This is a genomic window from Rhodoferax sp. GW822-FHT02A01 (assembly GCF_038784515.1).
Classification (GTDB): Bacteria; Pseudomonadota; Gammaproteobacteria; order Burkholderiales; family Burkholderiaceae_C; genus Allorhodoferax.
Window position 1 is genome coordinate 959,642 of sequence record NZ_CP152376.1, and the last position, 21,581, is coordinate 981,222.

Annotated in this window: 18 protein-coding genes and 1 pseudogene; 8 read left to right on the top strand and 11 right to left on the bottom strand. The window is 57.5% G+C overall.

What is annotated here, in order from left to right; all coding sequences use genetic code 11:
• Positions 1 to 17: 17 nt before the first annotated feature.
• From AAGF34_RS04580 to AAGF34_RS04600, 5 genes are all read right to left on the bottom strand, one after another.
• Positions 18 to 1,583, bottom strand: coding sequence for a methyl-accepting chemotaxis protein (locus tag AAGF34_RS04580; protein WP_342619452.1), 1,566 nt, complete (start codon positions 1,581 to 1,583; stop codon positions 18 to 20).
• 108 nt (positions 1,584 to 1,691) lie between these two features.
• The gene (locus AAGF34_RS04585; RefSeq protein ID WP_342621032.1) at positions 1,692 to 4,076 is read right to left on the bottom strand and encodes an MMPL family transporter; all 2,385 of its coding nucleotides are present in this window, start codon (positions 4,074 to 4,076) and stop codon (positions 1,692 to 1,694) included.
• Between the two features lie 51 nt (positions 4,077 to 4,127).
• Complete coding sequence (locus tag AAGF34_RS04590; protein ID WP_342619453.1) at positions 4,128 to 5,225, bottom strand: YCF48-related protein; 1,098 nt, start codon at positions 5,223 to 5,225, stop codon at positions 4,128 to 4,130.
• A gap of 72 nt (positions 5,226 to 5,297) precedes the next feature.
• Positions 5,298 to 6,653 carry a DUF1329 domain-containing protein gene (locus tag AAGF34_RS04595; RefSeq protein ID WP_342619454.1) on the bottom strand — a complete coding sequence of 452 codons (1,356 nt, stop codon included), beginning with the start codon at positions 6,651 to 6,653 and terminating at the stop codon, positions 5,298 to 5,300.
• 12 nt (positions 6,654 to 6,665) lie between these two features.
• Positions 6,666 to 8,339 (bottom strand): DUF1302 family protein, encoded by a 1,674-nt coding sequence (locus AAGF34_RS04600; protein WP_342619455.1) that lies wholly within the window; start codon positions 8,337 to 8,339, stop codon positions 6,666 to 6,668.
• Positions 8,340 to 8,857: 518 nt separating this feature from the next.
• On the opposite strand from AAGF34_RS04600, the pseudogene AAGF34_RS04605 reads away from it, so the two are divergent.
• From AAGF34_RS04605 to otnI, 8 genes and pseudogenes are all read left to right on the top strand, one after another.
• A pseudogene (locus tag AAGF34_RS04605) lies at positions 8,858 to 9,343 on the top strand (IS3 family transposase); the annotation flags it as partial.
• A 130-nt stretch (positions 9,344 to 9,473) separates the two neighbouring features.
• Positions 9,474 to 10,295 carry a FadR/GntR family transcriptional regulator gene (locus AAGF34_RS04610; protein WP_342619456.1) on the top strand — a complete coding sequence of 274 codons (822 nt, stop codon included), beginning with the start codon at positions 9,474 to 9,476 and terminating at the stop codon, positions 10,293 to 10,295.
• A gap of 120 nt (positions 10,296 to 10,415) precedes the next feature.
• Positions 10,416 to 11,729 (top strand): MFS transporter, encoded by a 1,314-nt coding sequence (locus tag AAGF34_RS04615; RefSeq protein WP_342619457.1) that lies wholly within the window; start codon positions 10,416 to 10,418, stop codon positions 11,727 to 11,729.
• Between the two features lie 34 nt (positions 11,730 to 11,763).
• Positions 11,764 to 12,657, top strand: a complete 894-nt coding sequence (gene ltnD, locus AAGF34_RS04620) for an L-threonate dehydrogenase (protein ID WP_342619458.1) — start codon at positions 11,764 to 11,766, stop codon at positions 12,655 to 12,657.
• Between the two features lie 5 nt (positions 12,658 to 12,662).
• The gene (gene denD / locus AAGF34_RS04625) at positions 12,663 to 13,658 is read left to right on the top strand and encodes a D-erythronate dehydrogenase (protein WP_342619459.1); all 996 of its coding nucleotides are present in this window, start codon (positions 12,663 to 12,665) and stop codon (positions 13,656 to 13,658) included.
• On the top strand, positions 13,655 to 14,959 hold the full coding sequence (otnK, locus tag AAGF34_RS04630) for a 3-oxo-tetronate kinase (protein ID WP_342619460.1): 1,305 nt from the start codon (positions 13,655 to 13,657) through the stop codon (positions 14,957 to 14,959). Before denD ends, otnK begins: the two co-directional genes overlap by 4 nt.
• Complete coding sequence (locus tag AAGF34_RS04635) at positions 14,956 to 15,603, top strand: aldolase (RefSeq protein ID WP_342619461.1); 648 nt, start codon at positions 14,956 to 14,958, stop codon at positions 15,601 to 15,603. Before otnK ends, AAGF34_RS04635 begins: the two co-directional genes overlap by 4 nt.
• Before the next feature lie 71 nt (positions 15,604 to 15,674).
• Positions 15,675 to 16,481: a 2-oxo-tetronate isomerase gene (gene otnI / locus AAGF34_RS04640; protein ID WP_342619462.1), complete on the top strand. Its 807-nt coding sequence runs from the start codon at positions 15,675 to 15,677 to the stop codon at positions 16,479 to 16,481.
• A 400-nt stretch (positions 16,482 to 16,881) separates the two neighbouring features.
• Here the strand turns inward: otnI and AAGF34_RS04645 are convergent, their stop codons facing one another.
• The 6 genes from AAGF34_RS04645 to AAGF34_RS04670 form a co-directional block, all read right to left on the bottom strand.
• Complete coding sequence (locus tag AAGF34_RS04645; protein WP_342619463.1) at positions 16,882 to 17,340, bottom strand: VOC family protein; 459 nt, start codon at positions 17,338 to 17,340, stop codon at positions 16,882 to 16,884.
• Positions 17,341 to 17,369: 29 nt separating this feature from the next.
• Complete coding sequence (locus AAGF34_RS04650; protein WP_342619464.1) at positions 17,370 to 18,167, bottom strand: NAD(P)H-dependent oxidoreductase; 798 nt, start codon at positions 18,165 to 18,167, stop codon at positions 17,370 to 17,372.
• Between the two features lie 103 nt (positions 18,168 to 18,270).
• Positions 18,271 to 19,119 carry a 3-hydroxybutyryl-CoA dehydrogenase gene (locus tag AAGF34_RS04655; protein WP_342619465.1) on the bottom strand — a complete coding sequence of 283 codons (849 nt, stop codon included), beginning with the start codon at positions 19,117 to 19,119 and terminating at the stop codon, positions 18,271 to 18,273.
• 36 nt (positions 19,120 to 19,155) lie between these two features.
• Positions 19,156 to 19,806 (bottom strand): alpha/beta fold hydrolase, encoded by a 651-nt coding sequence (locus AAGF34_RS04660; protein WP_342619466.1) that lies wholly within the window; start codon positions 19,804 to 19,806, stop codon positions 19,156 to 19,158.
• Between the two features lie 5 nt (positions 19,807 to 19,811).
• Positions 19,812 to 20,573: a GntR family transcriptional regulator gene (locus tag AAGF34_RS04665; RefSeq protein ID WP_342619467.1), complete on the bottom strand. Its 762-nt coding sequence runs from the start codon at positions 20,571 to 20,573 to the stop codon at positions 19,812 to 19,814.
• A 12-nt stretch (positions 20,574 to 20,585) separates the two neighbouring features.
• Positions 20,586 to 21,488, bottom strand: coding sequence for an amidohydrolase family protein (locus tag AAGF34_RS04670; RefSeq protein ID WP_342619468.1), 903 nt, complete (start codon positions 21,486 to 21,488; stop codon positions 20,586 to 20,588).
• Positions 21,489 to 21,581: the final 93 nt, after the last annotated feature.

Below are 21,581 nucleotides of genomic sequence, written 5' to 3' on the forward strand. Positions count from 1 at the left end.
CCTTGCACTTGGGTCTATCACAAGCGCAGGTACGTTCCCGGCGACCCGTCAACGCTTAGCTGAAACGAGGCCACCAACTGTGCCAGTCGTTGAGCCTGTACGGTGAGCAAATCGGCTGCAGCAGCACTCTGCTCCACTAGGGCTGCGTTTTGTTGCGTCATTTGATCCAGATCATCCATGGCAGTATTGACCGCGAGAATCCCCTGACGATGTGCCGTCGAGGATTGGGCAATGACCTCCATGGTGTGATTGACCTCGCGCACCGAAAGCACCACATCCGCAATGGTTCTACCAGCTTTTTGAACCAGCTCCACGCCTGTATCAATGGCTCCCCGTGAACTGTCAATCAAAGTCTTGATATTGTGGGCCGCCTCGGCCGAGCGCTGCGCCAGACTGCGGACCTCGGAAGCCACGACGGCAAAACCTCGACCCTGCTCACCTGCGCGCGCGGCCTCGACCGCCGCGTTCAGAGCAAGAATATTGGTCTGGAAGGCAATCCCATCAATTACCCCAGTAATCTCTGCGATCTGACGCGACTGTACAGCGATGGACTCCATGCTGGTCACCACTTGCTGCACGACTCGCCCACCTTGATCAGCCGCATCGGCAGCAGCGCTGGCCAGGTGGTTCACCCGCTGCGCTGACACGTTGGAATCGTGCACCAGCGATTCAAGCTGCTGCAGCGCGCCGGAAGTTTGCTGTAATTGCCCAGATGCGAACTCGGTCCGCTGCGAAAGATCCAGATTGCCGTTGGCCACTTCGGCGGATGCCAACTGTATCGCGTTTGCGCTGTCGCGCACATCGGTCACCACATGGTGCAGACTGTCCTGCATAAGTGACAAGGACTGCAGCAACGCTCCGGTTTCCCCTTTAAACTGTGTCGTAATCCTGCCTGACAAATCACCCGTGGCCACGCGTTCGGCCACCTGCACTGCTTGCACCAGTGGCCGCGAAACGCTGCTAGAAATCAGCCAAGCCGCAACCGTTCCAACCAGCAGTGATATCAGTGCAGCAGCCACCAATACTTGACGGGCCATAGACGCCGATTGTTGGTCCTGCATTTGTCGATGGGCACTGAACGTTGACAGCACAACCACAATGCCATTCATCGACTTGGCCCAGAAGTCCATCTGGCTCCTAAAACTGCTAGTGACCTCCGAAATCTGATCGGCATCCAGTGTCATCGTGTCTGTTTCCCCCAATTGAGCTGTAGCATCCTCGCTACGCGCTAGTGCTGCGGTTGCGAAGGTATTGGCTATTTCCGCTGCAGCCACCGCGTCCAACGCCTTGGACAATCCTTCAATCGCCTGACCGCCTCGAGTTGCGTCCAACAGCTTCTTTTTGGCGTCGATATAAAGCGCTTGGGCTCGGCGTACTTCACCCGCAGAAAAGTTCGCATCGTCCTTGGTTTGTGCCGTGGACACCAGCAGTGTGCTGTTAAAGATGCTTTGCACCGCGTCGTGCATGCCGTCGACGGCCTGCCTGATTTCACTGCTGGACCGCATGGTCGTCTGCATGTCGCGTTCCAGTGTCAGCAGTTGCCAATACGTGAATACTGTGGCGCTACCAAACAGAAATAGCATAACCCCAAACGCCAGGAACAATTTGGGCCCGGTGTTCAAGTTCAGTGACCACATTGCCCCCCGTTCAGTACCCCACGTACTATTCTTGATTTTGAGCTCCACTTGAATTTAGACTGCGGAGGTTTGAGTAACCGCTACTTTCGGCACCAACAAAAAGTGCGCCAAGGCAGGCAGCAGCACCAGTGCACCGATCATGTTCCACAAAAACATGAAGGCCAGCAGGATGCCCATATCGGCCTGGAACTTGATGGGAGAAAACACCCAGGTCGCAACCGCCACGGACAGCGTCACACCGGTCAGCATCACCACCTTGCCGGTGAACAGCAGCGCCTGGTAATACGACTCCGACAAAGAGGTGCCAGCCCGAAGGCGCGACAACATCACCGACAGCACGTACAGGGCGTAGTCCACGCCGATGCCCACGCCCAGCGCGATAACCGGCAGCGTGGCCACCTTCACGCCCATGCCGAACGCCACCATCAGTGCCTCGCACAGGATGGAGGTCAGCACCAGCGGCAAGACCGCCACTACCACCGCACGCCAGGAACGGAACGTGATCCAGCACAGAAGAATCACTGCCGCATACACCCACAACATCATTTCGTGCGATGCCTTCTTGACCACGATATTGGTCGCCGCTTCGATGCCGGCGCTGCCTGCAGCCAATAGAAAGGTGCCTGCCGGGCTGTTGTTGGCCTGGGCATAGGCCTCCACGGCGTCGACCACCCGCGTGAGCGTCTCGGCCTTGTGGTCTTTCAAATACACATACAAGGTCAGCAAATTGCAGCTCTGATTGAACAGCTCACGCGGCGCGCGGTTCTGCACGCCGGCGAGCACGTCGTCGTTGGGCACCAGATCGAGCCACTTGAAGTGACCTTCGTTGTAACCCGCCGTGGCAATGCGCGACAGCGCCGCCATGGAGTTGGTGGACTCGACCCCTGGCAACTGCTCTAGCTTCCAGGCGAGTTCGTCCACCTTGGACAGCACCGCGTAATGGGTGCACTGGTCTTCCGGTGTCTTGACCATGACCACCAGGATGTCCGAACTGGCGGCATAGCTCTTCACCATGAACGCGTTGTCCCGGTTGTAGCGCGAATCGGCACGCAGCTCCGGCGCGCCGGGGTCCAGATCTCCTACCTGCAGATGCTGACTCACCGCGTAGCCCAGCAGTGCCAGCAGCGCAGACACCACGACCGCGCCACTGGCCCACTGGCGTGCGGTAAAGCGGTCCAGCATCTCCCACATCCAGTGCTTGGCGCCCGACGCATCGAGCTGCTCTGCCTGCAATGTGCGCGCCGCAGCGCTGGCGCTCACACCGGTGTACGACAGCAGCACCGGCAACAGGATCAGGTTGGTAAAAATCAGCACCGCCACACCAATCGACGCAATCACGGCCAAGTCCTGAATGACGCCAATCTTGATGATCATCAGCACGCCAAAGCCCACCGCATCACACAGGAGCGCGGTCATGCCTGCCAGGAACAGGCGGCGAAAGGTGTAGCGCGCAGCCACCACGCGGTGGGTGCCCCGCCCCACGTCCTGCATGATGCCGTTCATCTTCTGCGCGCCATGGCTCATGCCAATGGCAAATACCAGGAAAGGCACCAGTACCGAATAGGGATCGAGTTGATAGCCTGCCAGCGCCACCAGACCGAACTGCCAGAGCACGGCGATCAGCGAACACAGCACCACCAGAGCGGTGCTGCGCACGCAGCGGGTGTACCAGAACAGCATGATGCCGGCGATCACCGTGGCCACGGCAAAGAAGCCCAGCACCTGCACCAGGCCATCCATCAAGTCGCCCACCACCTTGGCAAAACCGGTGACATGGACTTGGATCGTTCCGTGCTGGTACCTTTCCCGAATTTGCTCAATGCGCTGCGACAGCTGCCGGTAGTCGATGTCGGCACCGGTTTGCGGGTCCTTGTCCAGCAGGGGAACAAAGATGACGCTGGACTTGTAGTCATTGGCCACCAGCTGACCGATCTCGCCCGAGCGCTCCACGTTCTGACGCACTTGCTCCAGCGCGGCGGGCGACCCGTCGTAGCCATCCGGCATCACGGTGCCGCCTTCCAACCCCTCTTCCGTAACCGCGGCCCAGCGCGTGGCAGTCGTCCACAAGGACTTCATGAAGGGCCTATCCACTCCCGGGATGAGATAGATCTCATCGTTCATGTGCTGCAGCACTTCCAGGTAACTGCGGTCGAAGATACTGCCTTCGGTGGTCTCGACGGCGATGCGCATGGAGTTGCCCAGCGCCCCCAGATCGCGGCGGTTCTCCAGAAAGTTAGCAATGTAGGGATGCCCCGTGGGGATCATCTTCTCGAAGCTGGCATTCAGGCGGATGCGCGTGGCAAAGGCACCGAAGACCAGGGTGCAGACCAGGCAAATTAGCAGCACGATACGGCGATGGTTGAACAAGGCACGCTCAACGGTGTTACCCGACTGCACGTCGAAGTCTTCCAGCGATTGAACAACCGGCTGGTGGGGCATGGGGGTGTGGGCGCTCAACGGCTGCTCCTGAACAAAAAGGTTTTCAATGAATTAAGGCTGTGGGGCTGCGGCCACCGGCGTGGTGAGCACGCCGCGCAAACTGGCCAGCGCCAAGCCGCCGTGCGCGTCCTGCACCACGTCGGTCAACGGCAAACCGGCCTTGCCGGCCATCGGCGTGAATGTGGGGATGGCACCCGCACGGTCTGGCTGCGCCGCCACCAGCAGTTCACCCGCCTGGCTTGCCAATACCACCCGGCCATCGCCCAATTGCGTGGCCGCAGAAATCGAGGCCACGGTTCCGGTTTGCAGCTTCTCCCAGTGACTGCCGGCATCGGCCGAGACATAGGCATTGCCACGCAAGCCGTAGGCAATGAGCTGCTCGCCACGCGTCTCCAGCAGACCGAACCAGGAGCCCACATACGGTGACGGCAACGCCTGGAAGTGCTCGCCACCATCCAGGGAGCGCAGCATCAACCCTTGCTCGCCCACGATCAGCAAGGCCTTGCCCACCTTGCGTATGGCATGCAGATGCAAGGCCTTGGGGTTCTCCAGGTGCTCCTGCCACGGCAACCAGGTGGTGCCGCCATCCCCGGTGCGAAACGCCAGGTTGAAGGCTCCCACCACGATGGCCGTGGTCGCGTTTTCGACGTGCAAATCAAAGAACGGTTTGTCGGCCCCGTCGGCCAGCAGACGCTCGGCACGCGCAATGGCGCGCTCGTCACCGCTGCGCCTAGCCGCCTCGGCCACCAGCGCGGCGGCATGCAGGCCGTCGAGTTGTTTGACCCAGGTCTGTCCGCCATCCTCGGTATGCAAAATCACACCCATATGGCCAATGGCCCAGCCATGCTTGTCGTCGGCAAAACGCAGTGCCACCAGCGTGACACTGGTGGGTGTCGCGACCTGTTTCCACTGCGCTCCGCCATCGTCCGAGTACAGCACAATGCCGCGCTCACCGGCGGCGACCAGACGCGTGCCGGCACGGGCCAATGTCAGCATGGCCCGGCCTGCGGCCTTGGGCGACAACAGGGCCGGACGATCCAGCGCGGCGGGAGCCCCAACGGACTGCGCCAGCGCCTTTGTGCCACCTGCCAATGTGGCCAGCACGCCCACGGCCAGGGCGAATAAATGCAATCGAATGGAAGAGTTCATGAACTACTGAGTAGACGAATGACGAGACCTGGAGCCCACTGAGTGCGCGGCTCCAGGGAAGAGGCCAGGCGCTTATCGGGCGCCCAGGTTGGCCAGCTCATCGGGCGAGAAGAAACTGTCGGGACGGCGGGGATAAACCGTGAACTGTTTGTTCAGACCATTGGTCGCCGAGTTGATGAAGTAGCCACCGCCTTGCAAGCTGTACAGGCCCCAGGAGACATTGCCGACAAGTGCCGGCACATCTGGTGCCAGCAGTGTCAGGGTGTATCCTGTACGCCATAACTGTCCCTGGGCATCCCAGCCGTCCGTCAAAAGGATCTGCCAGCTATCCTCGTCAAGATAGTACTTGCGCTTTGGCACCACGTGGCGCTTGCCGGAAGCCAGATTGGCCTCGATCTCCCAGACCCGATGCAACTCCCAGCGCACCAGGTCCGGATTCAGAAACTGCGGTTTGACCAGTTCGTCCGGGCTGGCAGCATCGGCCCGGTTGTTGTTGTACGGCACATAGACTTCCTTCTTGCCCACGATCTTGTACTCGTGGTGGTCCCATGGGCCAAACAACATGAATGCCTCGTCAAAAAATCCCATTCCGGAGGTGACCGAGTCCGGCGTGTCATACGCAACGGCCGGAGCACGGCGCACGCGGCGCTGACCTACCAGGTATTGCCAGATGCCGCGTGGTTGACCGTCTGACGCCTCATGCGCAAGAATGGACTCGCCAGCCTTTGACGATGGCGCGGTTTGTACATAACGCACTAAGTTGAAATACCCTTTATAGGACTCGGCGTTACCGTCTTTGTAGTAGTAAGGCTTCTGGTCTTCCTGTACCCCGTCGCTGGCTAATACAACTTTACCTTCTGCTGTCACAACAAAACAGCGTGAACCACGCGAAGAGGACTCACCTTGGTTCCACGCCATTTTGTGGTTCCAAAGAGCTTCTTTTCCATCTTTGGGGATGGGGAACGGAACACCACCGTAAGCGCCTTCTAAGGAAAAGCCATCGCCAGTCAACTTGGCCTTGGTCGCGTTCTTGAAGGTGTTGTCATACACCCACTGAGGTGCCGCAGCGCTGCGGTGGGTGGGATAGACGTCAATGCGGTAGCTGGGGTACTTCTTCATCAAGCCCTTGACGCCTTCGGTGAGTTTGTCGGCGTACTGGTCCATGTTCTTGGCATTGATCGACAGCACCGGCTTTTCCCCGGCAAAGAAGTCCGGGCGGATATCACCGGACTTGTAGGACGCGGGCACTTTGGTGAAGCCGCCCTCCCATGGAGGAATGCTGCCGTCCTTGTTGCCCGCACGCTCGGCCCCCATGGGAGTGAGTGTGGTCTTGAGCTTGGCGGCTTCATCGGCGCTGACGGCGGCCCATGCATGTCCTGCCAGTGCCATGGCAACGGCAGCGGTGCAAACGGAAGTCTTGAAGTTCATGAAATGTCTCGCTTAGAAAGAACGGGAAATATTGAAAGAGAGGTAGTCGCGGTCCCACAAGGTCTGGTCGAACAGGCCGACACCGTGCGGACCGTAGTAGTGGTTGAACAGCAAGCCACCTTTCCAGACGTTGTTGTAGGTAAAGTTCACCCCCGTGGAGACCGTGCCGCCGTGATCTACCCAGGCCGCAAAGACCCGCGAACGCCCGACGCTGTAGGACACCACCAAGGGGATCGACAAATCCAATCCATCCGCAGCCTGGAACCAATCAGCGGAGAATGCCGAGGTGATGGTTGCCGCGTCCTCGGTACTATGGTCTTGGGCAATCGATGCATTCAGCACGCCCTGGTTCTTTTCGACACTGGCCACGCGGTGGTAATCGATCTGTGTTGCAATGGAGCCGCCATCGCGCATCAGGAAGTTGGGCTGAATCACGTGGATGTCCACCAGCGTCATGTGCTGCGTAGTGCCGACCGCGTACCCGGGATTGTTATTGTTGTCGTACGCGGGGCCACCCAGCAGGGTCGTTGTTGCAACGACGTAACCACTGCCGCCGGTCAGCGGCATGTTGCTGCGTTGCGAAACCTCCATCGACACGTTGTCGCTGCCCCATACGGTGCTGGCGCTGGCGCCCACCACACCGATGTTTTGGCCATACACCTGGGTGAATGTCGTCGGTGCAATGCTTGCCGGCGGCGTGAGCCCCAGTCCTGTCAACACGGGATTGACCCCCACGTTCAGATACACCGCAGAAGGTGTCTTGTCGTGGTAGTTGGCGGCGTACACCCCGTACTCCACATCGCCTCCCTTGATGCGTGCCTGCGCACCCCATTGGCCGCTGTCACTGGCGGTCTGATCGGGGGTGCGCGTGGTGATGCCCGGCAGGAAGGAGTGCGAAGGCCCCAGAAAGTCGTTGGGCGAGAGAAAGCTGCCGGGCGCGAAGAAGGGAGATTTCTGCCAGCCCAATTGGTAATAGGCGCCCAAGGTGAGCTTGTCATTCACCTGCAGGGAGCCCGACACCTGGGGCGTAGGCAGCAGAAACTCCTTGACCTGTGCTCCTGGCACGGTGGCCGCCTTGACGATATCCACCGGACCTTGTGCGGCGGCAATGCCATTGGAGCCTGACATGAGTGTTTCACCATAGATCACGGTGTGGTTGCCAAAGCGAACGGAAGCGGGCATGTCGCCGAGCAGCCCCTTCTTGTACACAAAGGCATCCATCAAGCGTGAGCCCTGGCCCAGGGCGTCCACGGTGCCTGGGGCAAACTGATTGGCCGGCGTGCCCAGCGGATTGTTGGAAGTGGCCGCAGAGGTGTTGGCGTTGCCGCGTTGATAGACCGGGTCGTACCAGGCAGCGGCACTGACACGCAGGCCCGCATCGGCGCCAAAGCCCAGATCCAATTCAGTGAGCCAGTCCATCCGACTCGACGCGATGCCCTGGCGAAAACTGTTCTCGCCATCATCTGCCGCGCCCCCTGCGGCTGCATAGGTGGCAACCTGCGCCGCGTCCGGATTGTTCAGACGGTACATGGTGCTGTACTTGAACGTGTTGTCCCAACGCGCAGTGATGTCCGGATTGCCCGTATCGAATTCCATGGCAGAGGCCGATGCGCCTGCCAGCACTGTGACCACTGCGGTAGTGATCACGCTGAGTCCGACGCGACCCTTGCGATATTTATATTTCATCTTAGTTGTCTCCTTTTGCAAAAATTTTCAACATGACTGAATTCGAGTTGTCTGCGCTTGGTATGTAAGGTGGCGGCATTCTTAGATTGTTACGCACAAGATATACTTTGTGCATAAATAGCCGTTTGCGCATGATAGATCACAACTGCATTGAATTTATTCGTGAAAACCCTAGGCTTATGATTTGCCAATAACGCCGTAGTTGACGATCTGAGCGCTTCCCTACTGGCCGTACCAATCTAAGAACCAGGAATTCCGCCACTATGAAGATTGACGGATATGCAGAAGAACAGATTCAGCGAAGATGGTGGACACACCGCTTGAATCTTTATCGATCGCGCAGGAGGTTCTACCCACCTTCCAAGGAGTCCTCCACGCTTGCTGTGATCGAACTAGAGTTGCCAAACGCCAGCGCACTGCAAGAAACAGCAGCATCCATGGAAGAGCTAAGCGCCACGGCAAAGCAAACCGCTGAGAACGCGCGCCAATCGGACCAACTGGCCAAGAATGCCTCTACAGTCACCGACATCACCTACCTGCGTACCCACGAGGGTTGGTTGTTCCTGGCAGTGGTCATGGACCTGTTCTCGCGCTAGATAGACTGCTGGTCCATGAACGAGCGCATCACCAGCGAGCTGGCGCTCAACGCGCTGTTGATGGTAGTTTGGCGGCGCAAGCCCAAAGCGCAGGTCATGGTGCTTTCAGACCAGGGCAGCCAGTTCAGCAGCTACGACTGGCAAGACTTCCTTAAAGCACACAACCTGCTGGGCAGCATGAGCCGGCGGGGCAACTGCCATTACAACGCGGTGGCAGAGAGCTTCTTCCAACTGCTCAAGCGTGAGCGCATCAAGCGCAAGACCTACACAACCAGAGAGGAGGCCCGCCAAGACGTCTTTGATTACATCGAATTGTTTTACAACCCCAAGCGCAGGCACAGCCATGCAAATGACCTGTCTCCTGTAGAGTTCGAGAAGCAATATTTCCTGAGGCTTAGCTCTGTTTAGGAAATCCGGGGCGATTCAACTGGGAACACCCATTAGAGCCATATTTCTGGTTGAAAGGTTGCGATCGATGGCTTAAGTTAAACTGTTGTACTACATCAAGATGACCATTCTTGAAGCACTAAATTTGAACATGAATCCCCCAACCTTTTTGGACAAACTCCCCGAGTTACGTGTCGGAACGAGGCTGTCCGAGCAGCTCGCCGAGGCGCTTGTCGTGAGCATACGAGACGGTCAATTGCCGTCTGGGGAAAGACTGCCAACCGAGAGCGCCTTGGTTCAAAGATTTGGCGTCAGCAGGACCGTGGTCCGTGAGGCCCTGTCGCGACTGAAGACCATGGGACTTATTGAATCGCGCCAAGGGTCGGGCGCCTTCGTAAAGAACAGCTCCCAATCGTCGGCAGATCAACTGGTCTTGACCTCGGACGGCTCGGTGAATGCGGTGATTCAGATGGTTGAAATGCGCAGGGCATTGGAGGCAGAGTCCGCTGCCTTGGCCGCTGCAAGAAGAACGCCCGCTGACATCAAGAGTATCAAAGAAAAGATTGCCGCTCTTGAACGCGCCGTAGCAGCGGGCGGTGACGGCGTGGCGGAGGACGTGGCCTTTCACACGGCCATCGCAACCGCCGCCAACAACCCGTTTTTGCTGGCGACCCTGGCTTACCTGAACCAGTTCTTGCGTGACGCCACACGGGTCACGCGCGCCAACGAGTCCACACGGTCGGACTTCGCACAACAGGTGCGTGACGAGCATGCGCAAATCGTGAAGTGCATTGAAGCAGGCGATACAACCGCCGCGCGCATGGCGGGTGCCATGCATATGGTCAATGCGGCTGAGCGCATCGCGCGCGCCGACCCCAAGTTCTGGGCGCAGCAAGGCGTGCGTCTGGCGGACCGGTTGCGCTCCGAATTGGGCGCGCCACAGACACCCACCAAAAAAGCGAGTCGGAAGTAGCTAGGGTAAATACCAATGCGAAGGATTTGCCCCCTGATTAAAGTTGTCGTACAAGATGTTATCTAGATAACAAACAACTTGGTGCGATCCAGCACCTTGATTAACCAGGAGAACTGTTTCATGAGTACGTCCGTCGCTCCCCCCTTATCGCTATCCGTCGAGGATCCAGAAAGCAGCGTCTATCGCAAGGTCTTCTGGCGCATCGTCCCTTTCCTCATGCTCTGCTATGTGGTTGCCTACCTGGACCGGGTCAACGTGGGCTTTGCCAAACTGCAAATGGGACAAGACCTCGGGTTCAGCGAAACTGTGTTCGGTCTGGGCGCCGGCATTTTCTTTGCGGGTTACTTTTTGTTTGAACTGCCCAGCAACTTGCTGATGAACAAGATTGGCGCACGCATCTGGATCGCGCGGATCATGATCACCTGGGGCCTGATCTCCGCGGCGTTTGTGTATGTCACTACGCCGACGGAGTTCTACATCATGCGATTCCTCCTGGGCCTAGCCGAGGCCGGCTTCTATCCCGGCGTGATTCTGTACATGACATACTGGTTTCCTGCGCATCGCCGGGCCAAGATCGTCGCGGTCTTCATGTCGGCCATTCCTGTTGCCGGCATCTTTGGCAACCCGCTGTCGGGCTGGATCATGGATGCATTTCAAAGCACCGGCAGCATGCATGGCTGGCAATGGATGTTCATCATTGAAGCCCTACCTGCGTTGCTGGTGGGTGTGGCCGTCATCTTCTTCCTGGACAACAGTATTGAAAAGGCCAAGTGGCTCACGGCGGACGAAAAGAAGTACCTGCAAAGCGAAGTGGACAAGGATCGCCAGCATGGCGTGAAGGGTCCTCACTCGGTGGGCGCCGTGTTCAAGGACGGCCGCATCTGGATGATGTGCCTGATCTACTTTACCTTCGTGATGGGGCAGTACGGTTTGACCTTCTGGATGCCCACCCTGGTCAAGGCCACCGGCATCAAGGGCAATCTGAACATTGGACTGCTGAGCGCCATCCCGTTCATCTGCGCCATCATCGCGATGAACATCTGCGGCCGCAGCGCAGACGCCCGTCGTGAACGCCGCTGGCATCTGATCGTTCCCGCCTTGGTGGGGGCCGTGGGCTTTACCGTTGCCGCGTCCTTTGCCGACAACGTGGTCGTCTCCATCGTCTTCCTGTCCATGGCCGCTGCAGGTGTTCTCACTTGCGCCCCGCTGTTCTGGTCCTTGCCCACTGCCTTCCTGACCGGCACTGGTGCGGCGGCAGGCATTGCCGTCATCAATTCGGTCGGCAACCTGGCCGGCTTCGCCAGCCCTTACATGATTGGATTCCTGAAGGATCTGACCCACAGCACCCAGATCGGCATGTACGTGCTGGCCGGCATGCTGGTATTGGGTGCCATCCTGGTTTGGCGCACCCCGGCCAAGCTGGTCAATCGCTGAGCTTTTCATTGATCACTACGACGCAAGAAAAACCATGAATCAAACAATTGGAATCATCGGCCTGGGCGCCATGGGCAAGGGAATGGCCACCTCGCTGCGCCGCGCAGGCTACCAAGTGCATGTCTGCGACGTGCGGCCCGAGGTTGCACAGGCCTTTGCAGCGGAGGGCGGTGTGGCCTGTGCCAGCCCTGCAGAAGTGGCGGCGCAATGCGAAGTCGTGGTCAGTGTGGTGGTGAACGCCGCGCAAACCGAGGCGGTGCTGTTTGGCGACGGTGGCGCAGCTGCCGCGCTACGGCATGGCAGTGTGTTTGTGATGTGTTCCACTGTGGACCCGAACTGGTCCATTGCACTGGAATCGCGCCTTGCAGAACAAGGCATTCTGTACCTCGATGCACCCATCTCCGGCGGTGCGGCCAAGGCTGCCTCGGGCCAGATGACCATGATGACCGCAGGTACCCCGGAAGCCTATGCCAAGGTCGGCGCTGCGCTCGATGCCATGGCCGCCAAGGTGTATCGACTAGGTGACAAGGCCGGTGCCGGCAGCAAGGTCAAGATCATCAACCAGCTGCTGGCCGGTGTCCATATTGCCGCTGCAGCCGAAGCAATGGCGCTGGGCATTCGTGAAGGGGTGGACGCAAAAGCCATCTATGAGGTCATTACCAACAGCGCCGGCAACAGCTGGATGTTTGAGAACCGCATGGCCCATGTGCTGGCCGGTGACTACACGCCGCTGTCGGCGGTAGACATCTTTGTGAAGGATCTGGGCCTGGTGCTGGACACGGCACGTTCCAGCAAGTTCCCCTTGCCGCTCTCTGCCACGGCGCACCAGATGTTCATGCAGGCATCGAGTGCAGGCCATGGCCGTGAGGACGACTCAGCCGTCATCAAGATATTTCCCGGCATTACCCTGCCGGATAGACAGGCATAGTCACCATGCAGGTACTGATCACCGGCGGTGCCGGATTTCTGGGTCAACGACTCGCGCGGGCCTTGCTGGAGCGGGGCACGCTCAGGCTTGCGGGTGCTGAAGAGCAGGCAATATCATCGTTGGTGCTGACCGATCTGGTCGCGCCAGCGGGGCCGTTGATGGACGATGCCCGCGTGCGCAGTGTCGCTGGTGATCTCAATTCCGTGCTGGCACGCACACCCAGTCTGGTACGTGATGCCGACCTGATTGTCCACCTGGCGGCTGCAGTCAGTGGCGACTGCGAGGCCGATCTGGATCTGGGGCTGCACAGCAACCTGGATGCCACATTGGCCTTGTTGCAGGCCGCGCGGCATGGCGAAAGATGTCCGGTGTTGGTGTACGCCAGTTCGGTGGCTGTATTTGGCGCCATGCCAGGCCTGCCCTTGCCGCACACCATCGAGGACAACACCTTGCCCGCTCCACAGAGTAGCTACGGCATCCAGAAATTCACGGGCGAGCAACTGGTCGCGGACTTCACCCGGCGCGGTCTGGTGGATGGTCGCAATGTGCGTTTGATGACTGTGGCCGTACGCCCCGGAAAGCCCAACGGCGCGGCTTCCGGCTTTCTCAGCAGTATGGTGCGTGAACCACTGGCCGGCCTGCGCGCCACGGTTCCGGTGCCTCCCGAAACCTGCGTGGCGCTGGCCACGCCAACCAACACGATTGCCGGATTGTTGTGCGCCATAGAGTCAACGGCGCAGCAGTGGGGCCCGCGCACTGCGGTCAACCTGCCAGCCCTCAGCACCACCGTGGGCGAAATAGCCGAAGCGCTGAAGCGTGCTGCCGGTGCCGAAGTTGCCCGATTGCTGGACTGGACACCGGACGCCCGCATCACTTCCATTGTGGGTGGCTGGCCCAGTCGCTTCCATGCCCAGCGAGCCCATGACCTCAGTCTGCGCGCCGACAGCTCGGCCGATGCCCTGTTGCAAGACTACCTAGATACCGTGAGACCGTCCCTATGAACAAACGTCCCGTCCTGGGTTGCATTGCCGATGACTTCACCGGCGCAACCGACCTCGCCAACAACTTGGTACGCAGTGGCATGCGCACAGTGCAAACCATTGGGGTGCCAGCCGATGCTGCAGAACCCATAGACGCCGACGTGATTGTGGTCGCACTGAAGTCCCGCACCATTCCTGCGGCAGAGGCAGTAGAGCAGTCCTTGAACGCATTGCGTTGGTTGCAATCGCAAGGCGTGCAGCAAATCTATTTCAAGTACTGCTCCACCTTCGACTCCACGCCCCTGGGCAATATCGGGCCGGTCACTGAGGCCTTGCTGGACGCCCTGCACGGCCCAGGCCAGGGTTTCACCATCGTGTGCCCCGCTTTCCCCGAGAACCAGCGCACCGTGTTCAAAGGCCATCTTTTTGTGGGCGACCTGCTGCTGAGCGACAGCGGCATGCGCCAACACCCGCTCACGCCCATGACCGATGCGAATCTGGTGCGGGTGATGCAATCCCAGACCCATCGCAAGGTGGACCTGGTGCCCTATGGAATTGTCAGTCAGGGCCCCACTGCCATTGCCGCGCGATTTGCAGCACTGCAAGCCCAGGGCGTGGGCGTGGCCGTGGTCGATGCCATCAGCAATGCCGACCTGATGGACATTGGCAAGGCGTTGGCCGGCATGCCCCTGGTCACTGCAGGTTCCGGGATTGCGATTGGCCTGCCCCAAAATTGGAACAACGCAGCCAGCCGCACAGGCGTCAGTGCAGATACCTTGCCTGCAGCAACCGGGTTGCGTGCCGTGGTGTCTGGCAGTTGCTCGCAAGCGACCAATGGCCAGGTGCTCCATTTCCGGCAGCAAGGTGGGCCGGCATTTGCCGTGGATCCGCTGGCGATTGCCGCCGGAGAAGATGTAGTCGCCAAGGCCCTGGCGTGGGCCAAGCCGCTGCTGCCGCAAGGGCCGGTGCTGATTTACGCCACCGCTGAGTCCAACGCAGTGCAGGAAGTGCAGGCCAAGTTGGGTGTGGCCCGCGCGGGCGAAATGGTGGAGCAAGCGCTGTCACGCATCGCGGTGGGTCTGATAGACCTGGGCGTACATCAGCTCGTGGTGGCCGGCGGTGAGACTTCCGGAGCCGTGGTGCAGGCTCTGGGTGTGCAACGTATGGCGATTGGGCCGCAAATCGATCCCGGGGTACCATGGACCGCCGTGCAGTCTGCGCAATGGCCACAAAAGACCTTGCACCTGGCGTTGAAGTCTGGCAACTTTGGCACGGTCGACTTCTTCACCAATGCCTTTGCCCTGTTGCAGACACCATCATGACCAGCGCCTTGCGCGAAGAAATCTGCCGGATCGGTGCATCGCTGTTTGCACGCGGTTATGTGCATGCCACAGCCGGCAACATCAGTGTGCGTACCGACGACGGCTACCTCATCACACCTACGGATGCCTGCCTGGGCAATCTGGATCCGGCCAAGCTGGCGTTTGTGAACGCCGACGGTGACCAGGTCTCTGGAGACAGGGCTTCGAAAACGCTGGCCTTGCACCGCAAGATCTATGGCAGCGACCCTGATGCACGCTGTGTGATCCACACCCACTCCACCCATCTGGTTGCGTTGACGCTGTCATGGGTGTGGTCGCAGGACGATATCCTGCCGCCCATCACGCCCTATTACGTGATGAAGGTCGGCCACGTGCCGTTGATTCCCTACCACCGCCCCGGTGATCCGGCCGTTGGCACCTTGGTTGCCGCACGCATCAGCGCCATGCGCAACAAGGGCACACCCATTCGGGCCGTCATGCTGGACCGCCTGGGCCCCAACGTCTGGCACACCAGCCCCGCCAATGCCAGTGCGGTACTGGAAGAGCTGGAAGAAACCGCCCGCTTGTATCTGCTTGCACGTCCGCAGGCGCTGTCGGATGGACAATTGGAAGAACTGCGAACACACTTTGGTGCCCACTGGTAAGCAGTGTACCAGCTGCGTCCTCAACGCTTCGACATTGATTTATTAATACCTCACCTATTCAGGAATCGACCATGCCTCGTTTTGCCGCGAACCTCTCCATTCTCTACAACGAGTACGACTTTTTGGACCGCTTTGTTGCAGCGGCCCAGGACGGTTTTACCGCCGTTGAATACCTTTTTCCCTACGACTTTGCAGCCAAGGACATTGCGCGGCGCCTGCAAGACAACGGCCTGCAGCAGGTGCTGTTCAATGCGCCTCCAGGTGACTGGAATGCCGGCGAACGCGGTATTGCATGCCTGCCTGGCCGCGAGGCAGAGTTCCGCGAAGGCTTCCAGCGTGCGCTGGACTATGCCAAAGTATTGGACTGCCCGCGCATTCACGTGATGGCGGGCCTGGTACAGGCAAACGCGGACTTTGCGTCATTGCGGGCGACCTACCTTGCAAACCTGTCTTGGGCTGCAAGCGCCGCATCCAACGTCGGGCGCGACGTGTTGATCGAACCCATCAATTCTCGCGACATACCGGGCTTCTATCTGAACCGCCAGGACGTGGCGCATTCCATAGTGCAGGAAGTGGGCGCGTCCAATCTCAAGGTGCAGATGGATCTGTACCATTGCCAGATAGTCGAGGGAGACCTGGCAATGAAATTACGCCATTACCTGCCCACTGGAAGAGTGGGGCACTTGCAGATCGCTGGTGTTCCACAACGCAACGAGCCCGATCTGGGCGAAATCAATCATGACTATTTGTTCGCCTTGCTCGACGAGCTGGGCTATGCGGGTTGGATCGGTTGCGAATACCGACCGGCAAACAAGGAAGCCGGTGGAACATCTGCCGGTCTGGGGTGGTTCGCCCCCTACGTATCCCGTGCAAAGTAGGCAAGCGTCAAACGAATGTCCAACTCGGCTAGTCTGCACAAGTGGCTCCATTTCGGTATCGCTACGATACAGCCGTGTTATACCCGGCGCATGGTTGCGTGTCTGCGCTCAGCATGAAGGCTGCTCCAATGTTAGCAGCGCTGTTGGCGATGGTCCCGGCCCTAGCGATTGAAGCTATGCGGGATCGGTATCAGTTAATTGTGCAGCTATCCGATGAATTCAAACAGATAGGAGAATGGCATCTTCAGGAGTCGCAGTTCTGCCAGTACGGCTTTGTTCGGCAATTGCGCGCAGATGACATGCACGTTCATCTGAACAGTCTGCTCTAATCTCGCCTCAACAACAAGACAATGATGCGCAACGTTTGCCAAACTTTCACGCAACTAAAAGCAAATAGTGCTTAAGACAGTCCGGCGGCTCGTATCTCAAGAGTTACACCAGCCCCCTCATTTTCAGTTTCAAAGTAGGTAAAACCTGCTCCATCAGCTCTTCGGCCATGAGCCCGAACCTCCAAGCCAATTTCTTGGGCAACTTTCTCTGAGGCATCCAAATCTTCAACGCTGAAACCTATGTGATACACACCCTCCCCCTTTTCCAACAGGAACTTCCATTGCGGAGACTTGCCTTCCTTGGGCTGGCACAACTGCAGCTGAATATTGTTCAAGTTTGCGAATCGATAATGTAGGCTCATGTATGCACTCTTTCCATCTTCATCGAGATGGCCAAGATAGGGCTCCAAGGATGGGAAGTCCTTCCAAGGGCCAATCCCCAATGATTCGTAATACTTCGTCGCCTTTTCAATGTCTCGAACAATGATGCAAACATGGTGTGCATCATTGAACAGTTTGGGTTGTGCCATATTGTTGCTCATCGTCATTGAGACCTTTGTCAAACCTTCATCGAAGATTCTTGGGCCGCTTCCTCAAAGGATTGCCCGACTGCCGGATTCCACTGAACGCCAGACTTGGCTTTGACTTCAGGCTTTAGACGCTGTGTTTGATCGTAGTCGCTCCAAGGGTGGAAGAACAGTGGCTCCACGTTTTCGTTCAATACATCCTGGAGGCGATTTCCATAGCCTTCAAGGTACTGAGCGCGGTCCTCTTCACTCACACGTGCCGGCATCCAGGCGGCATAAGGCGGATAAACCGTGAATCCCGTGTAGCCGAGCATGCCATTGTGGATTGGCCACAACACGTGCATCAGATCACCGTCAATTCCATTGGGTTCATACAACGTGGACGCCGTGCCAGTGGTGATGCAAAGCATTGCCTTCTTGCCCTTGAAGTGTCCTGTTTCGTACTTCTTTCCGGTGGAGTAGGCATACCCGCGGCTAAATACCCGGTCAACCCATCCCTTGAGTATGGCCGGCATGGAAAACCACCACACCGGGAAGTGGAACAGGACGAGATCTGCCTCGGAGAGCTTGGCTTGCTCCAGGCGAACGGCATCGCAGATGCTGCCTTTTGCGTGTGCATTCTCTTGTTCGGCTGAAAGGTCCAAGTACTCAGGATTTGCACGGTCTTCACCGAAATCCTTCTCACTTAGGGCCGGGCTCCACGCCATTTTGTATAGGTCACTAACATTGACCTCGTGCCCGAGAGACTCTAATTTCTTGACAGCGATGTCCTTGAGGGCTGCGCTGAACGACTTGGGCTCTGGGTGAGCGAAAACAATAAGTACTTTCATGCCTGTAGTCTGCCTAAAGTTGAGGGTTTAGTATTGAAGATTGATGTCAATGTTTTTGCGGAAATCTGCACAATTTTGGCGAACGACCCAAAGAAAGGGCACCTTAATACTGATAGACGCCACGTCCTGTTTTGCGACCAAGCCAGCCGGCCGCCACTAGTTCTTTGAGCAAAGGTGCCGGCCTATACTTGTTGTCGTTGAACTCTGACATGTAGACGTTCATCACGGCCAGGCATACGTCCAGACCAATCATGTCCGCCAATGCCAACGGGCCAATTGGTTGGTTTGTCCCCAGCTTCATCCCCGCGTCAATATCTTCTGGGATCGCAACGCCCTCTGCAAGGACAAAGAAAGCCTCGTTAATCATCGGGACGAGAATTCGATTGACAACAAAGCCAGGGGAGTTCTTCACCGTGATAGATGTTTTTCCAAGCTGCTCAGCGACCGCTTTGACCGCAGCATGAGTTTCGCTGCTGGTCTGTAGGCCGCATATGATTTCGACCAAAGTCATTATTGGCACAGGATTAAAGAAGTGCATTCCGATAAAACGCTCTGCCCGACCGGTTGCCGCACCAAGTTTGGTTACCGAAATCGAACTGGTATTGGTGGCAATGATGACTTCTTCGCCCAGCTGTTTATCGAGCTGCTGAAGAATTTTAACCTTCATCGCCTCATTTTCGGAGGCCGCTTCGATGACGAGTTGGGCACTGCCCAAGTCTGCGTAATCGGTGCTTCCCTTTATCGCCTCAATTGCTGCTGCTTTTTGCTCCAGGCTCAGCCTTTCCTTCTTTATCAATCTGTCCAGGCTGGTCGAAATAGTGGACAACCCTTTTTCGACCGCACTTTGTGACACATCCAGCATTACAACTTTGAAGCCACATGTGGCGCATGCTTGAGCTATGCCACTGCCCATAGTCCCAGCGCCAATAATTCCTACGGTTTCGATTTTCATTTTGAATCTTTTGTAGATGGTGAGGGGGCTAGCTGACTAAAGCTGCAACAGATTACGTTCAAGGTAGCCTATGACAACAGTTGATAGGGACGGCAGCTTTCCACGATAGAAATGGTCGGCTTTTGGAAGTACAACGACGTTTGCTCCACAATGTTCTGCCCAATCGCACATGTCATTCAAGGAAACTCTTTCGTCACATTGACCAAGGACGATGAGTGAGTCCTTTGGAACAAGTTCAGGGGCGTAAACCCGGCCACTCTGAGTTACGCCGACACCGGGGGAAACTAATGCCACAGCCAGAACAGGTATTCCTTGGGTCAGCAGTCGTTGGTAAACCCTCGTCTGAATGTAGGCACCATAGGAGAAGCCGGCAAGTACTAAAGGCCCATCGCCCGACGCGCGCGTTATTTCGACGCAAACTCGAACCAAGTCATCGGTCTCACCCACCCCGGCGTCGTGTGCCCCTTGCGTCGCACCCACACCGCGGAAATTGGGGCGGTATACGTTCCATCCGTTTTGTACCAACTCACGCGTCAGATATTCCACTACCTTATGCCTGGCGTCTCCCCCCAAGAGTGGGTGCGGATGTGCCATCAGAACAGCGCCCTTGGCTCCTAAAACCTCAGCTTGGTCGAAGAGTACTTCGATTTTGCCAGCAGCTCCGTAAACGACAATTTGCTCAGTCATATGCACTATTCGGAGAGCCTGAGCGTTGTCTGATAGGTGAAGGTGCCGCCGTTGTATGTGGCGTCACTGTAGAAAATCAGGTCGCCCTTGCGTGACACCACCCACCTTTGGATGCGAAGACCTGGGGCACACTCTGGCACATGCAGAGCTTTCGCTAACTCCCCATCAATCAAGACAGCGCCTATGTTCTGCCGTATCTCAACAGCTTTCTCGCCAAACAGGGTCTCAATTTGTTCAATAAATGGGGATTTGACTGGGAGTATCTTGTTCAGATGAAGCCCGTCAGTCACTCGCCCATAGATTGGATTAATCCATAGGCGGCTCAACATGCTAGGCGCTCCAACGCTGTCCGAAAGCCAGCGCAAGAGTTCGACCTTCTTCCATGCTCTTCCTATAGGGCAGCCAATTTCGGTCGCCAGATCCTCATCTGCCAGTACGTCCTGAATGGACGTAATCATCTGTTTGCTACCTGCCGTCAGCTGCACCAGGTCATTGACCGACGATAGGCCAAGGGTCTGTTTCTTCGGCTCTTTGGCAGCAATCACCTTAGTACCAAGAGGCCGTTGACTCTTAACATAGCCCTTGTCAGAGAGAAGCTTCAACGCTGCTCTTACCGTTTGACGGCTTACTCCATACTGCGTCGATAAATTTTCTTCAGTTGGCAACATGGAGCCAACGCTGAATCGCCCCGCTCGAATATCCAATAGCAGTGACTGCGCAACTAAGGCGTATTTGGGTTGTTGACTCTCAAACTCAGGAAGCGACATGACAGGAAATGGTCAGAGCAAGGCAGCCTGCGCGCCTTTTGACTCGATTGTGGAGGAGAAGTCAAACAGTTTAGCGGGGTTGTCTGCCAACACCGCCTTTAGCAACTTCGCGTCAGCCTCCAGCCAATTTCCCAGCGCATTGAGCAATTCGGCCGCATCAGGCATAACGCTACAAGCGACATGCGGCCAATCACTTCCCCAAACCATGTGCTGGGGCGCGTCGTGTATCAAGGTCCTGGCCCGCAAAGCAAACCGGTCGTCTTGGATGTCAGCTCCCAGTCGGTATGCGCCGGACAATTTAACCCAGGTCTCGCGCTCGGATACCAGGCGACGTAATGCGGTGACGCCTTTGGAGTTCATGCCTTCGTCCACACCGAGACTACCCATATGGTCAACGACAAGCCTGCACGGAAGCGACTTGAAGTCATCAACCAGGTCGGGCAAGAGCTGGCTTGCAATAAGCAGTTCGGCATGCCAGCCGAACTCGGCAATGATTGGAGCCAAGGCTTTCATGGATTGGAGACCATCCCCCCCTCCGAGCATCACGTTGAAGCGTAACCCCCGCACTCCACGCTCGTGCAGGTATTCAACGTCACTCCAGGTAGCAGTCGCACCTAGTACCCCAACCCCACGCAATCTGTCTGGAGCTGTGGCCACGGCCTCAATGACCGCTGAGTTATCAACTCCAAAGATGCTTGGCTGCACAACCACTCCACGGTCGAGTCCGAGGGCTTCTAGCATCGACAGATGGTCTTGAACCGTAGCGACGGCCGGAGTGTAGGTCGCAGAGGGAACCAGTCTCACCCCGGACGCCGGGATGACGTGAGTATGCGAGTCGCAGCTGCCTAAAGGGAGCCGGAATTTCACGGCGGCATACGAAGTAGGGGGTGGAAGGCTGGTTGATGAGTTGAGCATGGTGAGTGTAAAGCTGCTCTTTTATTGTATGTACATTGAACATTAAAGCAAATAATTTTCAATGAATTACCTATGAAAAAATATGGATTTGAC